This is a genomic window from Coxiella endosymbiont of Dermacentor marginatus (genome assembly GCF_907164955.1).
In the GTDB taxonomy this organism is placed as follows: domain Bacteria; phylum Pseudomonadota; class Gammaproteobacteria; order Coxiellales; family Coxiellaceae; genus Coxiella.
In genome coordinates, this window is record NZ_OU015521.1 from 148,023 (window position 1) to 168,231 (window position 20,209).

Below are 20,209 nucleotides of genomic sequence, written 5' to 3' on the forward strand. Positions count from 1 at the left end.
TCTAGCAACACAGCTAAAATACTGAGAATTGTCTTAATTACAGGTTTAAAATAGATATTAACTATGATGTCTTATATTACTTTAATATGCACTAATACTAGTTTTTCGATAATGATCATTCTATTTTATCTAAAACAATAATAAATGCACGATTTGAATAAAAATATGATCTTTTTTGCATGGTGATTCGATAAATAAAGTTTGCTATATTGCCGCTTTCTGGAGTAACCTCGTCATCTTTTTTTATGGAATAGATTCTTGTGTTAGCTTCATCGATAGGATTTTTCGCCTGGACGAAACTCTACCTCCATATTTAACCATCAACTTTTAAATTTTCTTGTACTAGGCATGTCCATTTCCTCATTATCACAAATAACACGCGCAGTTTTAAGACATAATTCCATGAAAATAAATGATGTATCAAGATTAACGTTCCTTGCTCATGATAATGAGACCTGCAAGAAAATGAACACAATAATTAAAACATGGCTATTCTAACAACCGCTTGCTCTAGCTAACTAAGATATTGCAATATTAGTAGGATATTTCAAAATATCCTACTAAACAGCTCAATACCGTATAACCCGCAACTGCTAAAATAATTAAAAATAAAGAAACTAAGAAGTCTGTTAACCAATCATATCCACTGGATATGTAGTTGATTTACTTATGAAAGAAAAACCATTATTAATTTCAGCAATCATCGAATAAAGTCTCATAACAGCTAATAAAAAATGATTTTCAATTAAACTATAATTAAGCTATAGAAATATTTTAGATTCGTTAGTACCTAAATTTTCTTTGTCAGATAAAAAATACGTTTTATATCCTTAAAAAAATTTACTGAAATGAATTCCATGTCAAACACTTTTGTAATGTGCGCCTCAATGCTGACCACAAGAAGTATCATAACATGTGTTATGATACTTAATTAACACTTTATATTCAGTCGGATATAGGAACAAAGTTTATTTTAGCTTGTCTGTCTCAAAATTAACAACCCATCCCCATTCTGAATTTTTCGCCATACAATCTTCACAAACACAATAACCTACGATAGCTGCTAATTTTTCATTACGATAAATTAACGGAATAGAATCACGTTTCCAAGCTGGGATTTTCCATGCCTGCATTAGTTTTTTTAATGCATGGCTTTCTTTTCGACCTACCGGCTGACATCGTTCGCCTCCTTGTCGAAAACGTACTGTTATTTGATGAATATCAGGCGTAACCTTAATTCCCTCACCCTTTCGTTTTGTAGCCTTTAAAATTCCAAAATTATTGGGAAGAATTAACAACCTTTGAAAATCCCATGGAATGACTAAATTGGCATCATGTGGTGGTGAAAAATCTAACAAATAGAGCTCATTTCTATATCGACGAATTTCCACATTATGATAAATAAAAATGGGATTTGCATTTTCTTCTGCTTCTAATACGTCTTTTCGTATCTGTTCTAATTGCTTAGTTTGAGGCGTAAGGAATCCCCTGCAAGAAATCCACCGTCGTAAAACATTTCTCTGCCTCTCAGGAGTTAATTGTAATAGTGTCTTAATCGCTAATTTTGTGCCAATTTGTATAGCTTTCAAGTCATTATCCGCTAACTGATTAAGCAAAAAAGTCGCTTCAGCACAATGGCTCGCCGATCGGGAAATAATGGCGGGTGCTTCATGCCATCGTCGCTGTAAAATAGGCAGCACTGTATGACGTAAATAGTTGCGATTAAATCGCAACTCTAAATTCATATCATCTTCAATCCAATGTAAATAATTTTTTTCAGCATAAACTTTTAATTCACTGCGATTAAAATCCAGTAGCGGACGCAATAAATAACCAGAACCTAATTTCTTTTTCATTGGAATAGCGCTTAATCCTTTAATACCGGAACCACGCATTAACTGCAACAAAAAAGTTTCCGCTTGATCATTTTGAGTATGAGCTGTTAAAATGTTTTCATTCTCGCGAATAATACAGCGAAATATTTCATGACGAGCTTCTCGGGCAACTGCCTCAATACTGTCACCTGGATAAATTGTTAGCCTTAATTGTTTTGTCTGAAAAGGCACCTTTAATTTTTCACAGGTATGTTGACAGTGTTGTTCCCACAGATCAGACTTTGGGTTAAGTTTGTGATTGATGTGCAGAGCTTGAATCTGTAAGAGTGGATTTTTCTTAAGGCATTCGTTCATCGCATGCAGCAGGACATGCGAATCTAAGCCACCACTATAAGCGATATAAAAATGAGAACTACTAGTAAGCGTGATCAAAACTGTAAAAAGTTTCTCTGACGTAAAGCATTGCTCAACACTTGCCATAACTTAACCATCGGCGATAACGTTCTTCTAGAAGAGTGTCAATAGGTTTAGATTGCAAGGCAGACAAGTTTAACTGTAAGCGTTTCTTAAGTTTCTCTGTCATAGCCTCAATATCGCGGTGTGCCCCCCCAAGCGGTTCTTCTATCACTTCATCAATTAAGTTCAATTCATAGAGTCGTTCTGCGGTTAGTCCAAGTGCTTCAGCCGCCTCGCTTGCCTTTTCAACACTTTTCCATAAAATGGAAGCGCAACCTTCTGGCGAAATTACAGAATAATAAGCGTATTGCAACATTAAAGTACGATCTCCTACACCAATAGCTAATGCACCGCCTGAACAACCCTCACCGATTATGATACAAATAATTGGGGTCCTTAACTGTGACATTTCATAAAGATTTCGAGCGATGGCTTCGCTTTGATTGCGTTCTTCAGCACCCACTCCAGGATAAGCCCCTGGTGTATCAATCAATGTAATAACCGGAATTAAAAATCGCTCAGCAAGTTTCATTAATCGCAACCCTTTTCTAAATCCTTCTGGCTTCAACATGCCAAAATTACGGTAGATTTTTTCTTTAGTAGTTCGGCCTTTTTCTTGACCGATTACCATGACTGGTTCATTATCTAGACGAGCTAATCCTCCGATGATGCTAGCATCATCGTCATAATGACGATCACCGTGTAGTTCGTTGAAATATAAAAAAATCCTCTGAAGATAATCGATGGTATGCGGACGCAAAGGGTGCCGTGCCAGTTGCACAATCTGATGTGCTCTTAAATTAGAAAAGATTTGGCGTGTCAGTTGAGCATTTTTTTCTTCTAGCTTAGCAATTTCTTCGATAAGATTAAGTTCTTGATTGGTATCTACACGACGGAGTTCATTGATTTTTTCCTGAAGCTCTGCAATGGGTTGCTCAAAATCTAAATAGTCCAAATTCATAATTAACCCTATCAGTGAAACAAATATGGTTAAATGTAGCAGTGCCAATTTATTTCTGCTAGGAGTTAATATATCACTCTTTGATTATAAGTGTCTAATTGCCTTCATTATTGCTATTGTTACTCTAACGGTAGGTTTTACGTCGTTACACTTTGTGCGTCGCTATCAGCATTTATTGCTAATGAGCGATGCCTTTGCCGACGGGATCTTTTTAGGAACGGCCGTTTTCCATTTATTTCCTGATGCTATTCAAGGGCTATTAAACAAGGTTGGTGCATTAAGCTCCTATATCCTAGTTATTGTTTTTATGGGGTTCGGATTTTTACTTCTGTTTAGTCTTGAACGTTCAATTATACGAAGAGAAAAACAACATAAAATTAAGTCCACGGACCAAATGTGTATGCCGAGCACTTGGATGCTAACAGGAATTTTATCGGTTCATGCTCTTATTGTTGGAGCTGCGTTCGGCATTTCAGATACGATCAATGTCATATCACTTCTGTCGATTGCTATTCTTGTGCACAAAGGATTTGAGAGTTTTGCTTTAATAATGGGACTTCATTTTGGTATTAAAAGCGAAAACAAAATAAAAGGGACTTTATGGGCTTTTTCTTTTGTGACTCCATTTGGAATTATTATGGCTGCTTTTATTGAATTTTTTCTTCAGACACGACTGGCTGTTGTTATTACAAGTTTACTTAGCGCATTTGCTGCCGGTAGTTTCTTTTATATTGGGGCGCTCCATGGGGTCGTCAATGAACATTTTCACTCTCTACATGACCCCTTAAAGTGTTATCAAAAAGTACTTGCCATCTCCTTTGGGATTATTGCGATGGCCATCATGATGGTTATTATTTGGTTCTTAAAGCCAATTATTATGTAACTTCAATAGAAATCCGATCATCGAAAATAAAACATTTACCTTTAAAAAAGGCTCCACCACAATTGCTAAATGATTGAATGTTAAGATCAATAACATCAGTAAAGGTTCCCATTGACTTCAAAATCGCTACGTATATCGAGAACTACCATATCATGCTTTTCTTGATACCAGTGATGAAAAGTTTCAGGTGAAACATGCGAATTGTTTCTTTTTCTGGATTAATATCAGGGCAGCGTATCGTGATGATTTCTTCTTTAATCTGAACAACAAATTTCTTGAAGGAGTAAATTTTGAGCTGCTTTTTATTAGTTTTATACCCTTGTTTGCTTCCAAGTTATTTGTCTGGGATGATTTGGTTTTTTTGAGCATAGGAGATGAGATAGATTGCTCTCTGTTATAAAATGCGTTGTTATTTTCACGGACGATAATAAAAGAAATTATTTAAAGAAATAGAAGCCTAAAATCTTCCAGAAGATCACTAGAAACCTAGAAGATCGCTATTCTTAATCCCCGGTCTCTTGTTCTGAAGTCACTAGCAAAAAAAGGTTTTAATAATGTTTCATATAATTCTTTTCCAGCCTAAAATTATTGCCACAGCGAATAAAGAAACATCATTCATGCTCTCTTATCGATCTGCAGATGTTTTTACTAACTTTAAAAAATAAGGATCTAACTCATCTCTATAATAGTAAGGGTTTTTTAACTTTTAGAACATCATACTAAGGTTCTGTTTTAGTAGACCGGTGTAAAAGTTCTTGAACAGCCTGCTTTGGTTCAAGATTTTCATGCAGAATGCGATAAATTTGCTGTGTAATAGGCATATCAATTTTATATTTTTTTGCGAGTGCCAAAACTTGATTAATATTATAAAGACCCTCAATTGCTTGACCAATTGCTTTCTCTGCATTTTCCTTGATTACACCCCCACCTAATGCTAAACCAAATTGACGATTACGTGATTGATTATCCGTACAAGTAAGAACTAAATCCCCTAATCCAGCTAATCCAATTAAGGTTTCTTGCTGGCCTCCTAAGGCCCTAACTAAACGGCCCATCTCAGTTAGTCCTCGAGTGATTAAGGCAGCTCGAGCATTCGCACCTAAGGCCAACTTATCACTGATTCCGGTCGCAATGGCTAATATGTTTTTTACACTTCCGCAAATTTCAGCCCCTACTAAATCGTTATTTTGATACACTCGAAAATAGGGACTATGAAACCGTTCAATTAAATCATGAGAAAATACTGTATTATTACTGGCTAATGTTATCGCAGTTGGCAATCCAGATGCTACTTCGATAGCAAGACTTGGACCTGATAATACCGCAATAGGTATTTTTCCAAATTCTGCTTCAATAACTTCATGCAACAGACGATTATCAGAAGAAAGACCTTTAGTTCCAAAGGCAATACGCCCACGGGAATTAATATAAGGTTTAATCTCCTGAACTACTTGCTGAAAAGCAAAGCTAGGTACAACGATTAATATATCAGTTACTCCTTGCAAGCTTGCTTTTAAATTGTGATAAACACGTAATGACTTCGGAAAATGATAATTCGGTAAATAACGGCCGTTAACACCATCCAATTGCATTTCCTGCGCATGTTTCTTTTTATAAGACCAGAGTCGAATATTTTGACCTTTGCGAGATAACAAAAGAGCTAGAGCCGTTCCCCAAGAACCAGCACCAAGGATGGTTAGCGGACGGTTCATCATATATAATGCACACGATCTCTGTCGTTATTCTCTTGGGAACGATTATGTTGTTCTACAAGTAAGTCAAAATTTATTGGTGCTAAATAAAGCTGAGGAAATCCTCCACGCACAACCATATTCGTAATCGCTTCGCACGCATAGGGATAAAGGATATTGGGGCAAGAACTTTCTAACATCAGTCGCATTTGGTTCTCAGGAAAATTTTTTATAATAAAAATGCCGGCCTGAAAAGTTTCAGCTATAAAAATAGTTTTTTCTTTTATTTTAACCGTAGCCTTCACGATTAAAATTACTTCGTGATTATCGCTTCCTAAATCATTTATCTTAGTGGCTAAATCCAAATCTAATGCTGGACTCCATGGTTCAAAAAACACTTGAGGGCTATACGGAGATTCAAATGACGAATCTTTCACATACAATCGCTGGATTGTAAATTCAGGATCATTATTTGATTGATTAATCTTTTGATTTTTTTCCATCAAGCTTCCTCAATTTTTATTTTATTAGAAATTAATACATTATCTAATTCTTTTCTTTATTCTAGCTTCTAAAAATCATCGAAACTACAAATTCCTTGGTCATTTATAAAATTTATAAATATTTGTGTAACACTTCGTTGTTTATTGGTTCCATTTAATCATTTCTCCAAATTTCTCTGGTTTCTTATCTACAATAAAGGATTTCTAGATAATCCACACTTTTTTGCTCGAGAAGAGCTTTTGTCATCAAACAATAAAAGCAATAAATAGTCAGTGATATAAACCTACTTTATTTACATTACTTTATTACTGGCATATTCGCATTGATCCAAGCGCTCATACCACCAACGAGCATATAAACTTTTTGATAATCTTGTTTATATAATTTATTAACAAAATAAGCAGATTCTTTGCCTGTCGTACAAACAATAATTAAAGTTTGTTGTTTATATTGCTCAATCTCTTTAAAACTCTTATTCAATTCGGTGACAGGAATATTAATCGCATGGGTGATATGCCCTTTCTCAAATGTTTTAGAGTCACGAATATCAATAACTACAGCTTTTTCGTTGTTAATTAACTGAACTACTTGAGCAGGTGTCAAGCGATTATTTCTCCCTAGCCCTTTATTCAATACCTCTAAAATAGATAAGACAATCAACATAATGATAAATGTTGTAACTAAAAGCCAGTGGTTATTAATAAATTGAGATAATTTTTCCATAATACGAGTCAATAAAGTATACATGATTCAAACAGGGGATGTAAGCTAACAATTCCCTTTAATATATGCTCACTACTCGAAATACTTGCTACTCGAAATACTTGTAATCTTTAGGACTTTTAATTTATTAAGAGTGAAAACATTTGAGCAAAAGCTTCCTTTTTACTATCTGTCAAATTCGTAAGTGTTAAAGTTGACAAACCAAGTACTTTATAAAGCTCTATTAAATTAGTTTTTGACAACGCTTGCAAATGACTTCTAATCACCTCTAAGTCACCACGGCTAATAGGACCTGTTAATGCTGTTTCGGTTGATTGAGTAAATTCAAGATTATCTATGGTATTTTTCATTAGATTTAAAATTACTTTAAACCCATTTTCCTTTGTTATCCCAGCGTTTTTTAAACAAGATAAAGCACTTTCGAATAGTGTGACCAAATAATTTGAAGCGAAAACACCTGCGGCATGATAAATGCTTTTATTTTCCTTATCAATCGGATGAATCGAATAATTCATTGTCTTAAAAAGATAAGATAATAAATTTAATGCTTCAGCATCACCCTCGAAAGTACAATAATTATTGTAATCACGATTTATATCAAAAGGAATAGAAAAACTTCGCATAGGATGCACGCTAGCAATGTAACAGTCTTTTTCTTTTAGAGAAATCAATAAATCTGATGAAAAAGAACCACTACAATGAAGTATAATACTGCCTGTTTTGAGATTACAACTTTTTGTTAGATTTTGACAACAATTTGTTATTACATCATCGTAAGTGGTAATAAAAGTGACATCGGCTGGTGGTAGTTCTTGAATTTCCGCAAAAGCTTTACCTTGTCCAATAAAGGCTATTGCTTTTTTACCACTTTCCAATGAGCGATTACATACTCCTTGAATAGTAGCAACCTTGCTGTCTACAATTTGTTTAGCGATAGTTTTTCCAACACGCCCTGCACCGATGAAATTTATTATAATGGATATGGAGTTAATCAACTAAATTGTGCCAATTTTTTATTTAAATTATTATCCGAAAGACTTGATCGGGGGCTGTTTTAATATTTTTTGCGTCTCGAATTTCATGTTGCTCGAAAGAAAAAGTCAAATAAGCATAAGGAAGTTTCTTTTTTTTCATTTCAGTAACCATTTATCTTAACTTGAGCCGGCAGAAAAACTTTACCTGCTAGTCCTTTTTAAAAATAGGTAGGACAAGATAGCTTTTTACATGATGAATGAGCGACGAACTTTATATTCATAAATGACTTTTTTCCGGTACTACCTAAGCTAATGTCTCTAAAACAATGTGACTCAAATTTACACATTATCTATAAAAAACTTTCTAAATCCGCGATATCAAAATTGCTCACACCTAGTGAAAAAATATCATAAAGAACTAAAGCACATAATGTCGCACAGCCTCCCTAATTTCTCTTATAGATAATTAATCGTTTAGAACCGACCTTTCCTTAATACAATCAGCAACCTCAAGCCAACACCCTATTAACCCCCCCCTAGGTATTTTATTAAGTTCTTCCATACCTTGCCTCCCATAATTAACGTCTAAACTGGTCTAAAATTAATTTTTTAAATTTAGTATGTTGTAGAAGTAACGCCAGTTGGTCCACTGTGTCTAAACAACAATCAGTGGAAGTTTTTCATTTTGAGAAGCTACGTAGTTTTCATTATAGAGAGGATAATAAAAACTACAAGCTGATTTTCCTTCCTCTTTAGGAAGTCTGATCGATTTTGGTAATGAAAGTATTTTCCATCAATTTTTATCAATGTGTGTTCATTATAAAACATACGTTCATCATAGAATACAAAGTTGGCTGCTATTAATATTTTATTATGCCAAAACAAGAAATCGATTTGCTTCAATGAAAATAATTTGATTATTTTTCACTACTAAAGCTAATGAAAAATTTGAAAAAAGCAATTTAAAATCAAAATAATGACTATTTCTAATGAGCCCCAATATTTGTTTATCCTTATTTGTTATCATAATAAATAAGAAACTTTCATCACAGATTCAAGATAGTTTTTGATCTTCTAAAGCATTTTTAATGATTTTTCTAAGTGATTCCTGCAACGAGGAGCAGCTATTTTCCATCAAGAGTGATCACTCCATCGACATAAAGAATTTTTATTTTCTTTACAGTAAGTGAAAATTGGCTTTAGTGTTTTGCCAAGCTTTCGGAGATACCAATGCTCTTTATCACAAAAAAAATAAATTATGTCTCCGTCAACTAGATAATTTTTTCTACTGTATGCACGCGAGTACGGGCATGCAAACCAGGTGGTGTAACAGCTTGTACTCTTTCCTTGAGTTGAGAAGCGCATAATTATATGACATGCTTATTTTGCTTCTTCCAAATTAACATCCAAGATAAATTCCTCGTCTGAGGATGTGTAACGTTTGCGAGAATACAAGAGAAAGATACTGTTATTTCTGCACTATATTAGGTGATTTTATAGGAATCGTAAAAAACTTTTTTATAACTACCGTTTAACTGTAAATTAAGATGAAAATTCAAAAGTTTTTTTTCGAATTTCGAACAATAATCAGCTCTCTCTCGAAATAACTTCTTGAAACGGATAAAATGATTATCTTTTTAATTAAGTTCTAAATCTAAATAAAGTTGTTGATGAACTCACTAGCTAATGAAACAGAAAAGCATTACCATAAGCCTATGACGCTTGTTATTCTTGATGGTTTTGGTGAAAGTGAAGAAACGGCCCACAATGCAATCAAGCTTGCTGATACACCAACCTTAGATGAATTGTGGGCGCACTGCCCGCATACACTATTACAAGCTTCAGGAAGTGCAGTGGGCTTGCCCGAAGGGCAAATGGGCAATTCAGAAGTAGGTCATCTTCATATTGGCTCTGGTCGGAAAGTTCCTCAAGATTTAACCAGAATTGATGAGGCCATTTCAACCGGTGAATTTTTCAAGAATCCTATTTTTGTTGAAGCTATCAAAAAAGCTAAACAATGCAATAAAGCCGTTCATATAATTGGCTTATTATCTCCTGGCGGAGTACACAGTCGGGACACACAAATTGCAGCGATAATCAAGTTGGTGCATCTTCAAGGAATAAAAAAGAATTATTTACACGCTATCTTAGATGGCCGTGATACTCCACCAAAATCAGCATTATCTTCTATTAAAAGAATTAATGAACAGTTCCTCAGTTATTCTCATCAATCCTCTTTTTCTACAGGCGCTACCCAGGGGGGCAAGATTGCATCTCTTATCGGACGTTATTATGCTATGGATCGAGACAAACGCTGGGATCGAACGCAAAAAGCATATGATTTATTAACCCAAGGAATTGCTACTCGTCACGTTGCAACAGCTGAAGAAACACTTGCTCTTGCTTACAAAAAAAACGAAACCGATGAATTTATTAATCCCACTAGCATTTGCTACGATGGAGAAAATCCAGTAACTATGCAAGATGGAGATGTTATTATTTTTATGAACTTTCGTGCTGATCGCGCTCGACAACTCACACATGCATTTATTGATAAAGATTTTATGGCTTTTGAAAGAAAGATAACACTAAAACTCGCGAGCTTTGTAACTCTAATAACCTATGAAAAAAATCTCAATGTCGCCGTTGCTTTTCCACTTCTCCAATTAAATAATACGTTAGGTGAATATTTATCTACTTTAGGACTTCGACAACTACGACTTGCTGAAACGGAAAAATATGCTCATGTCACTTATTTTTTGAACGGAGGTCAAGAAGCACCTTTTCTGGGGGAAGATCGAGAATTAATTCCCTCACCTAAAATAGCCACTTATGATCTTCAACCTGAAATGAGTGCTAATGAAATAACTGATAAGCTTGTAAAAGTGATTAAAAATAGTAATTATGATCTTATAGTCTGCAATTTTGCTAATCCAGACATGGTGGGACATACTGGCAATGAAGCTGCTACTAAATTAGCTATTCAGACGATTGACGGTTGTCTAAAACGCATTATCGAAGCATTAAAATCCGTTGGCGGCGAAGCTCTAATTACAGCTGATCATGGTAATGCAGAAAAAATGTTTAATGAAAAAACAAGACAACCGCATACAGCTCACACAAATAATCTAGTACCATTGATTTATGTAGGAAGGCACGCCCAATTCCAACAAGGAATTGGTGCTTTGGATGATGTAGCACCAACTTTACTCTCCCTTATGGGACTTAAAAAACCTTCTGAAATGACAGGACGCAATCTAATTATTTTAAAATAATATAAAAGAGAATCTGATATTCTGCTCTTACTTTTTTACGTGGATAATTTTCCACTGAGTTTTTTCGAAGATCTTTCTGACGTTAAATAAAATAATAAAATTTCAATTACTAAAATAGTTCTGTCATTAAGATCAAAATAAACAAGTTTTTTATTTGGAAAAACTTAAATTCGCCACATTGTCTTCTTTGCTACTAACCAGATATAGTTCCATTTTTTAAAAAAGCAGATTTAAAAAAAATCAATACGCTATATATGAAATTAAGCGTGGACCCAATATTAATGGCTCATCCAAAAATTCATCCTGATTACAACAACTTGAAGTGGGAATTTTATTTCAACAGACATCTTATCCTAACATTGATTTTAAGTCAAAATGATACGAATTTTTATTAAAAGGCATTTGTTTTTGCTATCACAACTGCAATTTGCTCTTGTTAGTTATAAAATAATTTAAGACGAAATTAAAGTCTAAAACCGCAACCTTACAAAAATTGCTAAATTAAGAATGTGGAACGTGTGCTTAGGCATGTAAAAACAAGAGCATCAGATAAAGTAAATTAAAAATAGAATAGAATTTCGATTACTGCACTCTAAAGACGAATCTAATTTATTATAGCAGCAAGTAGGTTCAAGATTGGTAGTTTTCGTTAAGTGATTGCAAGAAAGAATTCTTATTGATTGTCAATCACGAACATGGTTATATGGCACTTTAAATACAGATAAAATTTTTCTTATTTTATATAAAAGTTCGTTAATGCGATTCAAAAAAAACGATTGGTAGCTTTACAGATGTAAAGCGACAGTGAGAAAGCTATTGTACTTTAATTTGGCTATTCGCGATAAGCCAAAAAAACTGCTAAATACCCTTTTAAGATAATACAAGGTAAGGAGAAAATTGATGAATTTACAGCAGTTAATTAGTATAGTTAAACTGCAATCCAAGTCTATTTTTAAAAAAAAAATGGTATTTATAACATCATGTTTTGGATTTGGTTTGAGCTTTTTAACATCCACCACAGCTATTCATCGTCCCTTGTTGTCAACAATAACATCTGCGCAAGTCGAAAATCAAAACGACGAATTATCAAAAAAGAATGTTCAACGTTTTACTACTACTATAGCTTTTATTCACCGTTACTACATTAAAAATGTAAACAATGATCAGCTGTTTGATAGTGCCATTAGTGGCATGCTTACTAGTCTTGATCCTCATTCCAATTACCTTGACTCTAACGATTTGAAAGAACTTAAAACAACTGTATCAGGAGAATTCGTGGGCGTTGGTATCGAGCTTATCCTTTCAAAAGATGGGTTATTAGAAGTTATTAGTCCGTTAGATAACTCTCCTGCCGCCAGATCTGGAATTAAATCAAATGATTTTATTGTAAAAATTAATGGACAACTTGTTCAAAATATGAGTTTATCAAAAGCAGTTAGTATGATAAAAGGCAAAAGGGGTACTAGCGTTAAATTAACAGTTTTACGGAAATCTAATGATAAACCTCTTATTTTTACGATTACTCGCCAGCCTATCCATTTAATTAGCGTGAAAAGTAAGATGTTGGAGCCTGGCTACGGCTACGTTCGAATTACCTTTTTCCAAGTTCACGCAATCTCACAATTACGTGAAGAGATTTATAAATTAAAAACAAAGTCTAACGGTCATTTGAAAGGTTTAATTCTTGATTTACGTAATAATCCTGGTGGACTTTTGAATGTTAGTTCCAAAGTAGCTGATAGTTTTCTTGATTCTAATAAAATTCATCAATATAACAATTATATTTTTTATACTAAGGGTCGTGTGCCTGGCGCTAACATTCATATCAAAGCTACTCCGGGAGATCTAATTCCCAATACCCAAATGGTAGTTTTAATTAACGGTGGCTCTGCTTCTGCTTCAGAAATCGTAGCGGGTGCTCTTCAAGATTATAAACGTGCTGTTATTATGGGCACGCCCAGTTTTGGGAAGGGATCTATTCAAACTATCTTGCCTATTAATCAGAACAATGCTATTAAGTTGACAACAGCCTTATACTACACCCCATCTGGGCGAGAAATTCAAGCAAAAGGAATTATTCCGAACATTACCGTGCCAGAACTTACCGTCAAGACTACTGCTTCATCAGGGTTGACCCTCGATGAAGCAGATTTTCAAAATCATTTACTTAACAGTATGGACAGATCGAAAACAACCACTGCACAATCAAAGAAACTATTACAAACTCAATTAAAGCTAGCAAAAACAGATTACCAATTGTATGAAGCACTTCTTATACTACATGGATTAAATGCTCATTTCTAAATAAAATTGGAATTATTGCTCGCCTAAATTACTATAATTAGTGGTCAAGAGAGACTGATAGCTTTAAATTTATCTGGTTTACTACTTTTCTACAATACAAGAATATTCCTTTAGAATATTCTTGTTCCCTTTACAAGGGTGTATTAGCGACAGAAGCCAGAAAGAATTTTTCAAATCTTTATTAAATAAACCCCTTATACGTATCATCATTACTGTCGATTCTATCTGTATTGAAAATATTTAAGACGATGAGGCACAGTCCGCGAATTTGGGCTCTGCTAATCGATTTATTTTCATTAATTACTATGTACTTTTTTCTCATAAAATTAAACTGTGGTAATAAAGATATGTTTATTAACATAAAGGGCAATTTAAATTGCCCTTTATGTTGTGCTTCTTTCTACAAGCTGGCAGCATCTTCTCTTATAAAAAACTTAAGCTTTATGCAGCAGGATAGTAACATTTATGGATTTTCCTAGCATCTGTTAACTCTATACTTTAATCTAGAGATTTCTCGAGAGAATAAAGTAAATGAAGAAAAAAATAAAGTAGATCACAAAACCAAATTAAAGGTTCGTTTATTTTAATGAAGTTAATTTTAATTCATAAATTCAAAACCCATACCGAAATTAGTAATCACAGAAACTAATAAATCAAGTCCAAAATAAAGGAAAGGGTCCTTGATTTGAAAAGTAGTCTTGTATTAATTTACAACTCTAGTTTAACTATCTAAAGTTAGAGACTCAACTGACTCACTGTTTTCGATATTCATTTATTTGTTAGTGAAAAGAATCTTTTTCTATAATTCTATAATCAAAAAACACAAACCGGAACAAATACGTAATACTACAACAGCTATCTTAAAGAAAGGAAATAGCTTTCTTTACAAAGTTTTTTAAGGTTTATTAGTTAGGAGAGTGGGTCTGGTCTATAGCGGAAAATTAAACAAGATTCGCTAATGGATTAGTTTGGGCATCCTGATTGTTACTTAAATATGAAGAGTCGTATCATAAGGAAGGAACTATACTCTTGCTTTATCGGATTGAAAAATTTTATAAACAAGTACAAAGCGCCTAAAGGTATACGATGACGATTGAAGCGAATGCTTTTGGGTCATGAGAGAAAGAGTGTAATCTGGTATAATATTCTACTTTTTATTGAAATTCTATAAATGGAAGATATCCCCTCTCTAATTTTTGGAAAAATCAAAACTTTTTTAGATAATAGGATTGTACAAAATCCTCAGCTCATCTTTATCTTTTTTGTCTCAGTTTTCTGAATGGAAAAACCTATATTAAGAAATGCAAGATTATTTAAGACGAGTTTCACCAATATTGCCCTTAGAAGAACTATCATTATCCAGAATCAGATTATAATAAATGCTGGTAAAGAATATCTTATCCTACGAAAAATTTAAAGCCTTTTCTCTCAGTAATAGACGGAATATTTAAATATTTTTAAAGAAATAAACTTATCAGCTAAAAAAGTATTTAGCAATTTTCAAACATTGAGAATTCCTGCCTAATAAATTTCATTAAATGTTCTTAGGTCTTTTTATGAGAAAAAGCAAGTTTTATAAAAGATAATGACTATTTTATTTACTGGGTTTAGGGAATAATCAGAAATACAGAATAAAATTAGTGAGCGTAAAACTATTAAAAATATGGTCAAATGATTGAGTACTTTTAAAATCTCGAAGCAGCATAAGATTTACAAAATAAAACGCGTTTAGAATACTAGCAATGGTAATAAGAATGGAATCTAGAATTAAGCAACTATAGATTAGTTTATATATCGAAGAAATCTTGGAAAAATGAAACAGGGTACCTTTTCTTAAAGGTATTACTTTTACTGTCTTTTATGCCTAAATAATGAAGAGATTATGGGACTTCAATTTGAGAATTGAGTACTAAATATAACCTCGGGCGATATACAGATTATTAAATCTGTACCCTAAAAAAATTGCAGCTTTTACATTTTATTTATATTATAAAATCCACATTTTCTAAAAAAAAGGATTGAGTTTATGAGCCAAGGAAATGAAAACAAATTGTATATCTCCTAAGCATGATATTCTTTAGCTTTAGCTTGATTGCTTAAAATTAACTTGCAAGAATTTATGAGTAAGTCAGTCGAAATCCTCGTTCGTTATTAATTCTTAAGACCCCTGAATAATGTTTTCAAAAAACAGAATATTGGATTTCTTGAGAAAATCGACTTAGTAATCTGAAATGCGCTTTACCTCCTCACCCATATCCGGATTAAAAAACTAGACAGCTACCGGAGCTTTAATAAACGGATAAGGATTGTAATTAATAATTGCAAAATCGGAAAAATTGTAATTGAACAATGATACAGGTTTTCGTCTAGTTTTTAACTGCGGCAATTCACATGGAGAGCGCGATAATTGCTCACGAACTTGGTCAAAATGATTATTGTAGATATGACAATCACCTCCAGACCAAATGAACTCTCCTACTTTTAAATCACACTGCTCGGCAACCATATATGTCAATAATGAATAAGAAGCAATATTAAAAGGTACCCCTAAAAAAGCATCCGCTGATCGTTGGATTAACTTACAAGAAATCATCCCATTAACCACATAAAACTGAAAAATCAGGTGACAAGGTAATAAGGCCATTTGATCTAGTTCAGCTACATTCCAAGCACTCACAATCAATCGTCGTGAATCAGGATTTTTTTTTATAGTCTTAAGAAGACATTCCATTTGATCAATGACTCGCCCGTCAGCACATTGCCAATGACGCCATTGCTTTCCATAAATAGGTCCTAGTTCACCACTTTCATCCGCCCATTCATCCCATATGGTAACACCGTTACTATTTAAATAATGAATATTAGTATCACCTCTTAAAAACCATAATAATTCATAAATAACACTTTTAAAATGAATTTTCTTTGTTGTGACTAAGGGAAATCCTTTTTGCATATTAAATCGCATTTCGTAACTAAAAATACTCCGTGTTCCAACACCAGTTCTATCTTTTTTGTCAACACCATGCTCCAAAATAAAATTTAAAAATTCGAGGTATTGTTTCATCGTCCAATCACTGTTTAGGTTAAATTTTTGATTAAGCTTATACAATATGACAAAGGATCACACGATTTTTCGCTTTATCACGTTTTTATCAGTTTTATCAAGATTAACTAGAACAAAGCAACTTATATTTAAAGATTATCTTGTACACTACCGCATAGTCAGCCAAAATTGATGATGATAAAACTTGCAAGTAAAAGGATAAGCAAGAGAGACATTATATTTTGAATTAGTCTCTTTTTCCGATCATCAAATAAAGATAACATGGAAGCACGTTCGCAATACAATTGCGAACGTAAATTAATCTATCTGAAAATGAGTTTCGGTTCTAAAAATATTATCATCCATCAAAATAATACAATTGAAAATAAATTGTTTAATCATTTTACTGTTCCCTGTGTCGGTGGTATGCCCACCAAAAACCTAACCCACCGCTAATAATCATTGGTAGCGATAGAAGTTGTCCCATAGTTAACCAGTCAAATGCAATATATCCTAATTGTGGGTCTGGTTGGCGAAAAAATTCCGCCGTAAAGCGGAATAATCCATAAAAGAACAAGAACGATGATGTTATTGCAAAACGTGGCCTAAGTTTATCAGAAAATCGCCATATAATGACAAAGAGCAAAATCCCTTCTAGAAATAATTCATAGAGTTGTGAGGGATGACGTGGCAAGGGCCCAGCGTTAGGAAAGATCATTCCCCAATAGGCCATCGTAACTCGACCCCATAACTCACCATTGATGAAATTTCCGATCCTTCCTACCGCCAAACCTAAGGGTACTAAAGGCACGGTAAAATCGATCACATCCATCCATCGCCTTTTAATACGACGGCTGAAAATCCACATAGTTATTGCCACTCCAATAAGCCCACCATGGAAAGACATACCTCCATACCATATTTTGAAAACAGTTAAAGGGTTAGCAATAAAATTAAAAAAATCATAAAAAATCATGTATCCTAAACGCCCACCAATAATAACCCCTATTGTACCGTAAAAAATTAAATCACCAATTTGCGCGGCATTCCATTCTTCCTGGGATTGACGAGCACGATATAAAGCTAAGCCCCAAGCAGATACAAATCCTATCAGATACATGAGACCATACCAATGCACCTTAATTAGCCCTAGTTGAAAGGCAATCGGATTAATATCTGGATAATACAGCACTATATAATATCCCTTAAAATCTAAGTTAATCTAATCAAGAAAGATTTAAAGATAGAAATAAAAATACTTGTGGAAAGCTCAGTTATTTTATCTTCCTGCACGAATTAAACTGCCTAAACCTACTTCTTCCAGAGCATTTTCCATATGAAGACGAATATCTTTAGCATCATCCATTTTTAAAGCTTTTTCTAATAATTCCCTAGCTTTTTCTAACGAGAAATTACGAATAACCCATTTCACACGTGGTAATATTCGAGCGTTCATACTTAATGTATCAAATCCCATCGCTAGTAACAAAACCACAGCTAATGGATCACCAGCCATTTCTCCACAAATGCTGACTGACTTTCCTGCTTTATGCCCTGCTTTTACTACAACTTTTAGCGCTTGTAAAACTGCTGGATGTAGACCATCGTAAAGATTCGCCACTCGTGGATTATTGCGGTCAACAGCTAATAAATATTGAATCAAATCATTGCTTCCAACAGAAAGAAAATCTACCCGTTTCGCTAACCCATAGGCTTGATAAACTGTTGCAGGTACTTCAATCATTAATCCAATTGCCGGCAATTGGATTTTCACATTTTCTTCGGTTAATTCCTTGTATGCTTGATTGATCATACGAATAGCCGTTTCTACTTCGCTTACGGAAGTAATCATCGGTAATAACAAGGATAAATTATTTAATCCCTCGCTGGCATGTAACATTGCTCGAACTTGTTGTAAGAAAATTTCTGGATGATCTAAAGTAACTCGAATCCCCCGCCATCCTAGAAAGGGATTATCTTCTTTCACAGAGAAATAAGGTAAAATTTTATCACCCCCAATATCTAATGTACGCATAATGACCGGTCGAGGAGCAAACGTATTTAGTAGTTGTCGATACATAATACGCTGTTCTTCTTCACTGGGAAATCGATCTCGGATCATAAAAGTCATTTCAGTACGGTATAATCCAACACCTTCAGAACCTACGCTTAATGAAAATCCTCCCTCGATAGCTAAACCTGTGTTAACGTAAAGTGCTAACACATGCCCATCGGTTGTTTCAGCTGGTAAGTCTCGCAATAATTTTAATTCTTCGTCGAGTTGTTGCTCTTCATAAGCCAATGCTTTGAATTCTTTTTTAATTTCAGTCGAAGGCGATAAATAAATTTGGCCATTATAACCATCCACAATAAGTTCTTTTGAAGATAGTTTAAAAAGCGGAGTTCCACGCACCCCCATTACAGCCGGAAGTCCTAGGGCGCGTGCTAAAATAGCTACATGAGAATTACTTGATCCAGCCCCTGATATCACACCCTTTAAACGATCACGAGGAACTTCCATCAGAGAAGCGGGTGTCACTTCATCGCTTACTAAGATCGTATTTTTAGGATATTCCAATTCTTCTTGTTCGCTAAATTGCAAATGACTCAGGACCCTACGCCCTAAATCTCGAAAATCTGCAGCACGCTCTCGTAAACAAGCATCCCCTAAAGATTCAAAATGGAGTATGTGCTTTTTGATAACGCGTTTTAATGCCCCTTGTACCCATTGTCCTTTTTTAATTTCAGAAATAACTTCATTAATGAAAGTGCGACTATCAAGTAAACGAAGATAAGCATCGAATAGTGCGTTTTCTGCTAAGCTAAGAGAATTTTTTGCTCGCACTTGTAATCGATGAATTTCATCGCGCGCTGCGGCAAGAGCAGTTTTAAAATCAGAAATTTCTGTCTCTATATCTGTAATTTCTTGATCAGGAACTGCATCTAAATCTGCTGGCGGATAAACAATCGTAGCAGTTCCGATAGCCACACCTGAAGAGCCAGGTATACCGAATAAAACCATTTCTGTTTTTTTACGACGCCGCTTCTGAGCTTCCAGTGTCTCCAATGCGCCTTTAGCACGAGCGTGAGCAATTTCAGCAGCTAAATGAATGGCAACAGTGACACAGAAAGCTTCTTCTTCTTCAGAAAAAGGACAATTCTCACGCTGTTGGACCATTAATACACCTAATAATTCTCCTTGTTCAATAATGGGAATTCCTAAAAAACCATGATATTCCTCTTCACTTAATTCAAGACAGCGTTTGAAATTGGGATGAAGAGGCGCATCCGTTAAATTAATAGGTTCTTCTCGCTCACCAATCAATCCAATTAATCCCTCTCCAAATTTGAGACGTGCTTTACCTACTTGTTTATTGTTTAATCCTTGAGTAGCCATTAAAACGTATTCTCCGTGTACATCATCACAAATAAAAATACTACAAGCATCAGTCGGCAAAGCCTCACACAATCGTCTAACCACAAGCGTCAATGCTTCTTCCAAATTCGGAGCAGCATTGACTTCTTGAGTAATCCGGCGAAGAATTTTTAACATCATAGTT

At 34.3% G+C, this 20,209-nt stretch carries 12 protein-coding genes; 3 read left to right on the forward strand and 9 right to left on the reverse strand.

Annotated elements, in window-relative coordinates; translation table 11 throughout:
- Nucleotides 1–968: 968 nt before the first annotated feature.
- Together tilS and ONG85_RS00640 are read right to left on the reverse strand one after the other, a co-directional pair.
- Nucleotides 969–2,315, reverse strand: coding sequence for a tRNA lysidine(34) synthetase TilS (gene tilS / locus ONG85_RS00635; RefSeq protein WP_264435659.1), 1,347 nt, complete (start codon nucleotides 2,313–2,315; stop codon nucleotides 969–971).
- Nucleotides 2,302–3,252 (reverse strand): acetyl-CoA carboxylase carboxyltransferase subunit alpha, encoded by a 951-nt coding sequence (locus ONG85_RS00640; RefSeq protein ID WP_264435660.1) that lies wholly within the window; start codon nucleotides 3,250–3,252, stop codon nucleotides 2,302–2,304. The genes tilS and ONG85_RS00640 overlap by 14 nt, the downstream gene beginning before the upstream one ends.
- 25 nt (nucleotides 3,253–3,277) lie before the next feature.
- Between ONG85_RS00640 and ONG85_RS00645 the strand changes: the two genes are divergently transcribed.
- Nucleotides 3,278–4,135: a ZIP family metal transporter gene (locus tag ONG85_RS00645; protein ID WP_264435661.1), complete on the forward strand. Its 858-nt coding sequence runs from the start codon at nucleotides 3,278–3,280 to the stop codon at nucleotides 4,133–4,135.
- Nucleotides 4,136–4,854: 719 nt separating this feature from the next.
- Here ONG85_RS00645 and ONG85_RS00650 read toward each other — a convergent pair.
- The 4 genes from ONG85_RS00650 to ONG85_RS00665 form a co-directional block, all read right to left on the reverse strand.
- Nucleotides 4,855–5,850: an NAD(P)H-dependent glycerol-3-phosphate dehydrogenase gene (locus ONG85_RS00650; protein ID WP_264435662.1), complete on the reverse strand. Its 996-nt coding sequence runs from the start codon at nucleotides 5,848–5,850 to the stop codon at nucleotides 4,855–4,857.
- Nucleotides 5,847–6,332 carry a protein-export chaperone SecB gene (gene secB, locus ONG85_RS00655; protein WP_264435663.1) on the reverse strand — a complete coding sequence of 162 codons (486 nt, stop codon included), beginning with the start codon at nucleotides 6,330–6,332 and terminating at the stop codon, nucleotides 5,847–5,849. The genes ONG85_RS00650 and secB overlap by 4 nt, the downstream gene beginning before the upstream one ends.
- A 295-nt stretch (nucleotides 6,333–6,627) precedes the next feature.
- Entirely contained in the window at nucleotides 6,628–7,077 is a 450-nt protein-coding gene (locus ONG85_RS00660) for a rhodanese-like domain-containing protein (RefSeq protein ID WP_264435664.1), read from the reverse strand.
- Between the two features lie 95 nt (nucleotides 7,078–7,172).
- Nucleotides 7,173–8,048, reverse strand: coding sequence for a Rossmann-like and DUF2520 domain-containing protein (locus tag ONG85_RS00665; RefSeq protein WP_264435665.1), 876 nt, complete (start codon nucleotides 8,046–8,048; stop codon nucleotides 7,173–7,175).
- A 1,649-nt stretch (nucleotides 8,049–9,697) separates the two neighbouring features.
- On the opposite strand from ONG85_RS00665, the gene gpmI reads away from it, so the two are divergent.
- Nucleotides 9,698–11,302 (forward strand): 2,3-bisphosphoglycerate-independent phosphoglycerate mutase, encoded by a 1,605-nt coding sequence (gpmI, locus tag ONG85_RS00670; protein ID WP_264435856.1) that lies wholly within the window; start codon nucleotides 9,698–9,700, stop codon nucleotides 11,300–11,302.
- Between the two features lie 900 nt (nucleotides 11,303–12,202).
- On the forward strand, nucleotides 12,203–13,606 hold the full coding sequence (locus ONG85_RS00675) for a S41 family peptidase (protein WP_264435666.1): 1,404 nt from the start codon (nucleotides 12,203–12,205) through the stop codon (nucleotides 13,604–13,606).
- Between the two features lie 2,269 nt (nucleotides 13,607–15,875).
- On the opposite strand, the gene ONG85_RS00680 is transcribed toward ONG85_RS00675, so the two are convergent.
- From ONG85_RS00680 to ptsP, 3 genes are all read right to left on the reverse strand, one after another.
- A complete protein-coding gene (locus ONG85_RS00680; protein WP_264435667.1) occupies nucleotides 15,876–16,670 on the reverse strand; it encodes a thymidylate synthase in 795 nt (264 codons plus the stop codon).
- Nucleotides 16,671–17,052: 382 nt separating this feature from the next.
- Complete coding sequence (gene lgt, locus ONG85_RS00685) at nucleotides 17,053–17,841, reverse strand: prolipoprotein diacylglyceryl transferase (protein WP_264435669.1); 789 nt, start codon at nucleotides 17,839–17,841, stop codon at nucleotides 17,053–17,055.
- An 87-nt stretch (nucleotides 17,842–17,928) separates the two neighbouring features.
- Nucleotides 17,929–20,202, reverse strand: coding sequence for a phosphoenolpyruvate--protein phosphotransferase (ptsP, locus tag ONG85_RS00690; RefSeq protein ID WP_264435857.1), 2,274 nt, complete (start codon nucleotides 20,200–20,202; stop codon nucleotides 17,929–17,931).
- Between the last annotated feature and the right edge of the window lie 7 nt (nucleotides 20,203–20,209).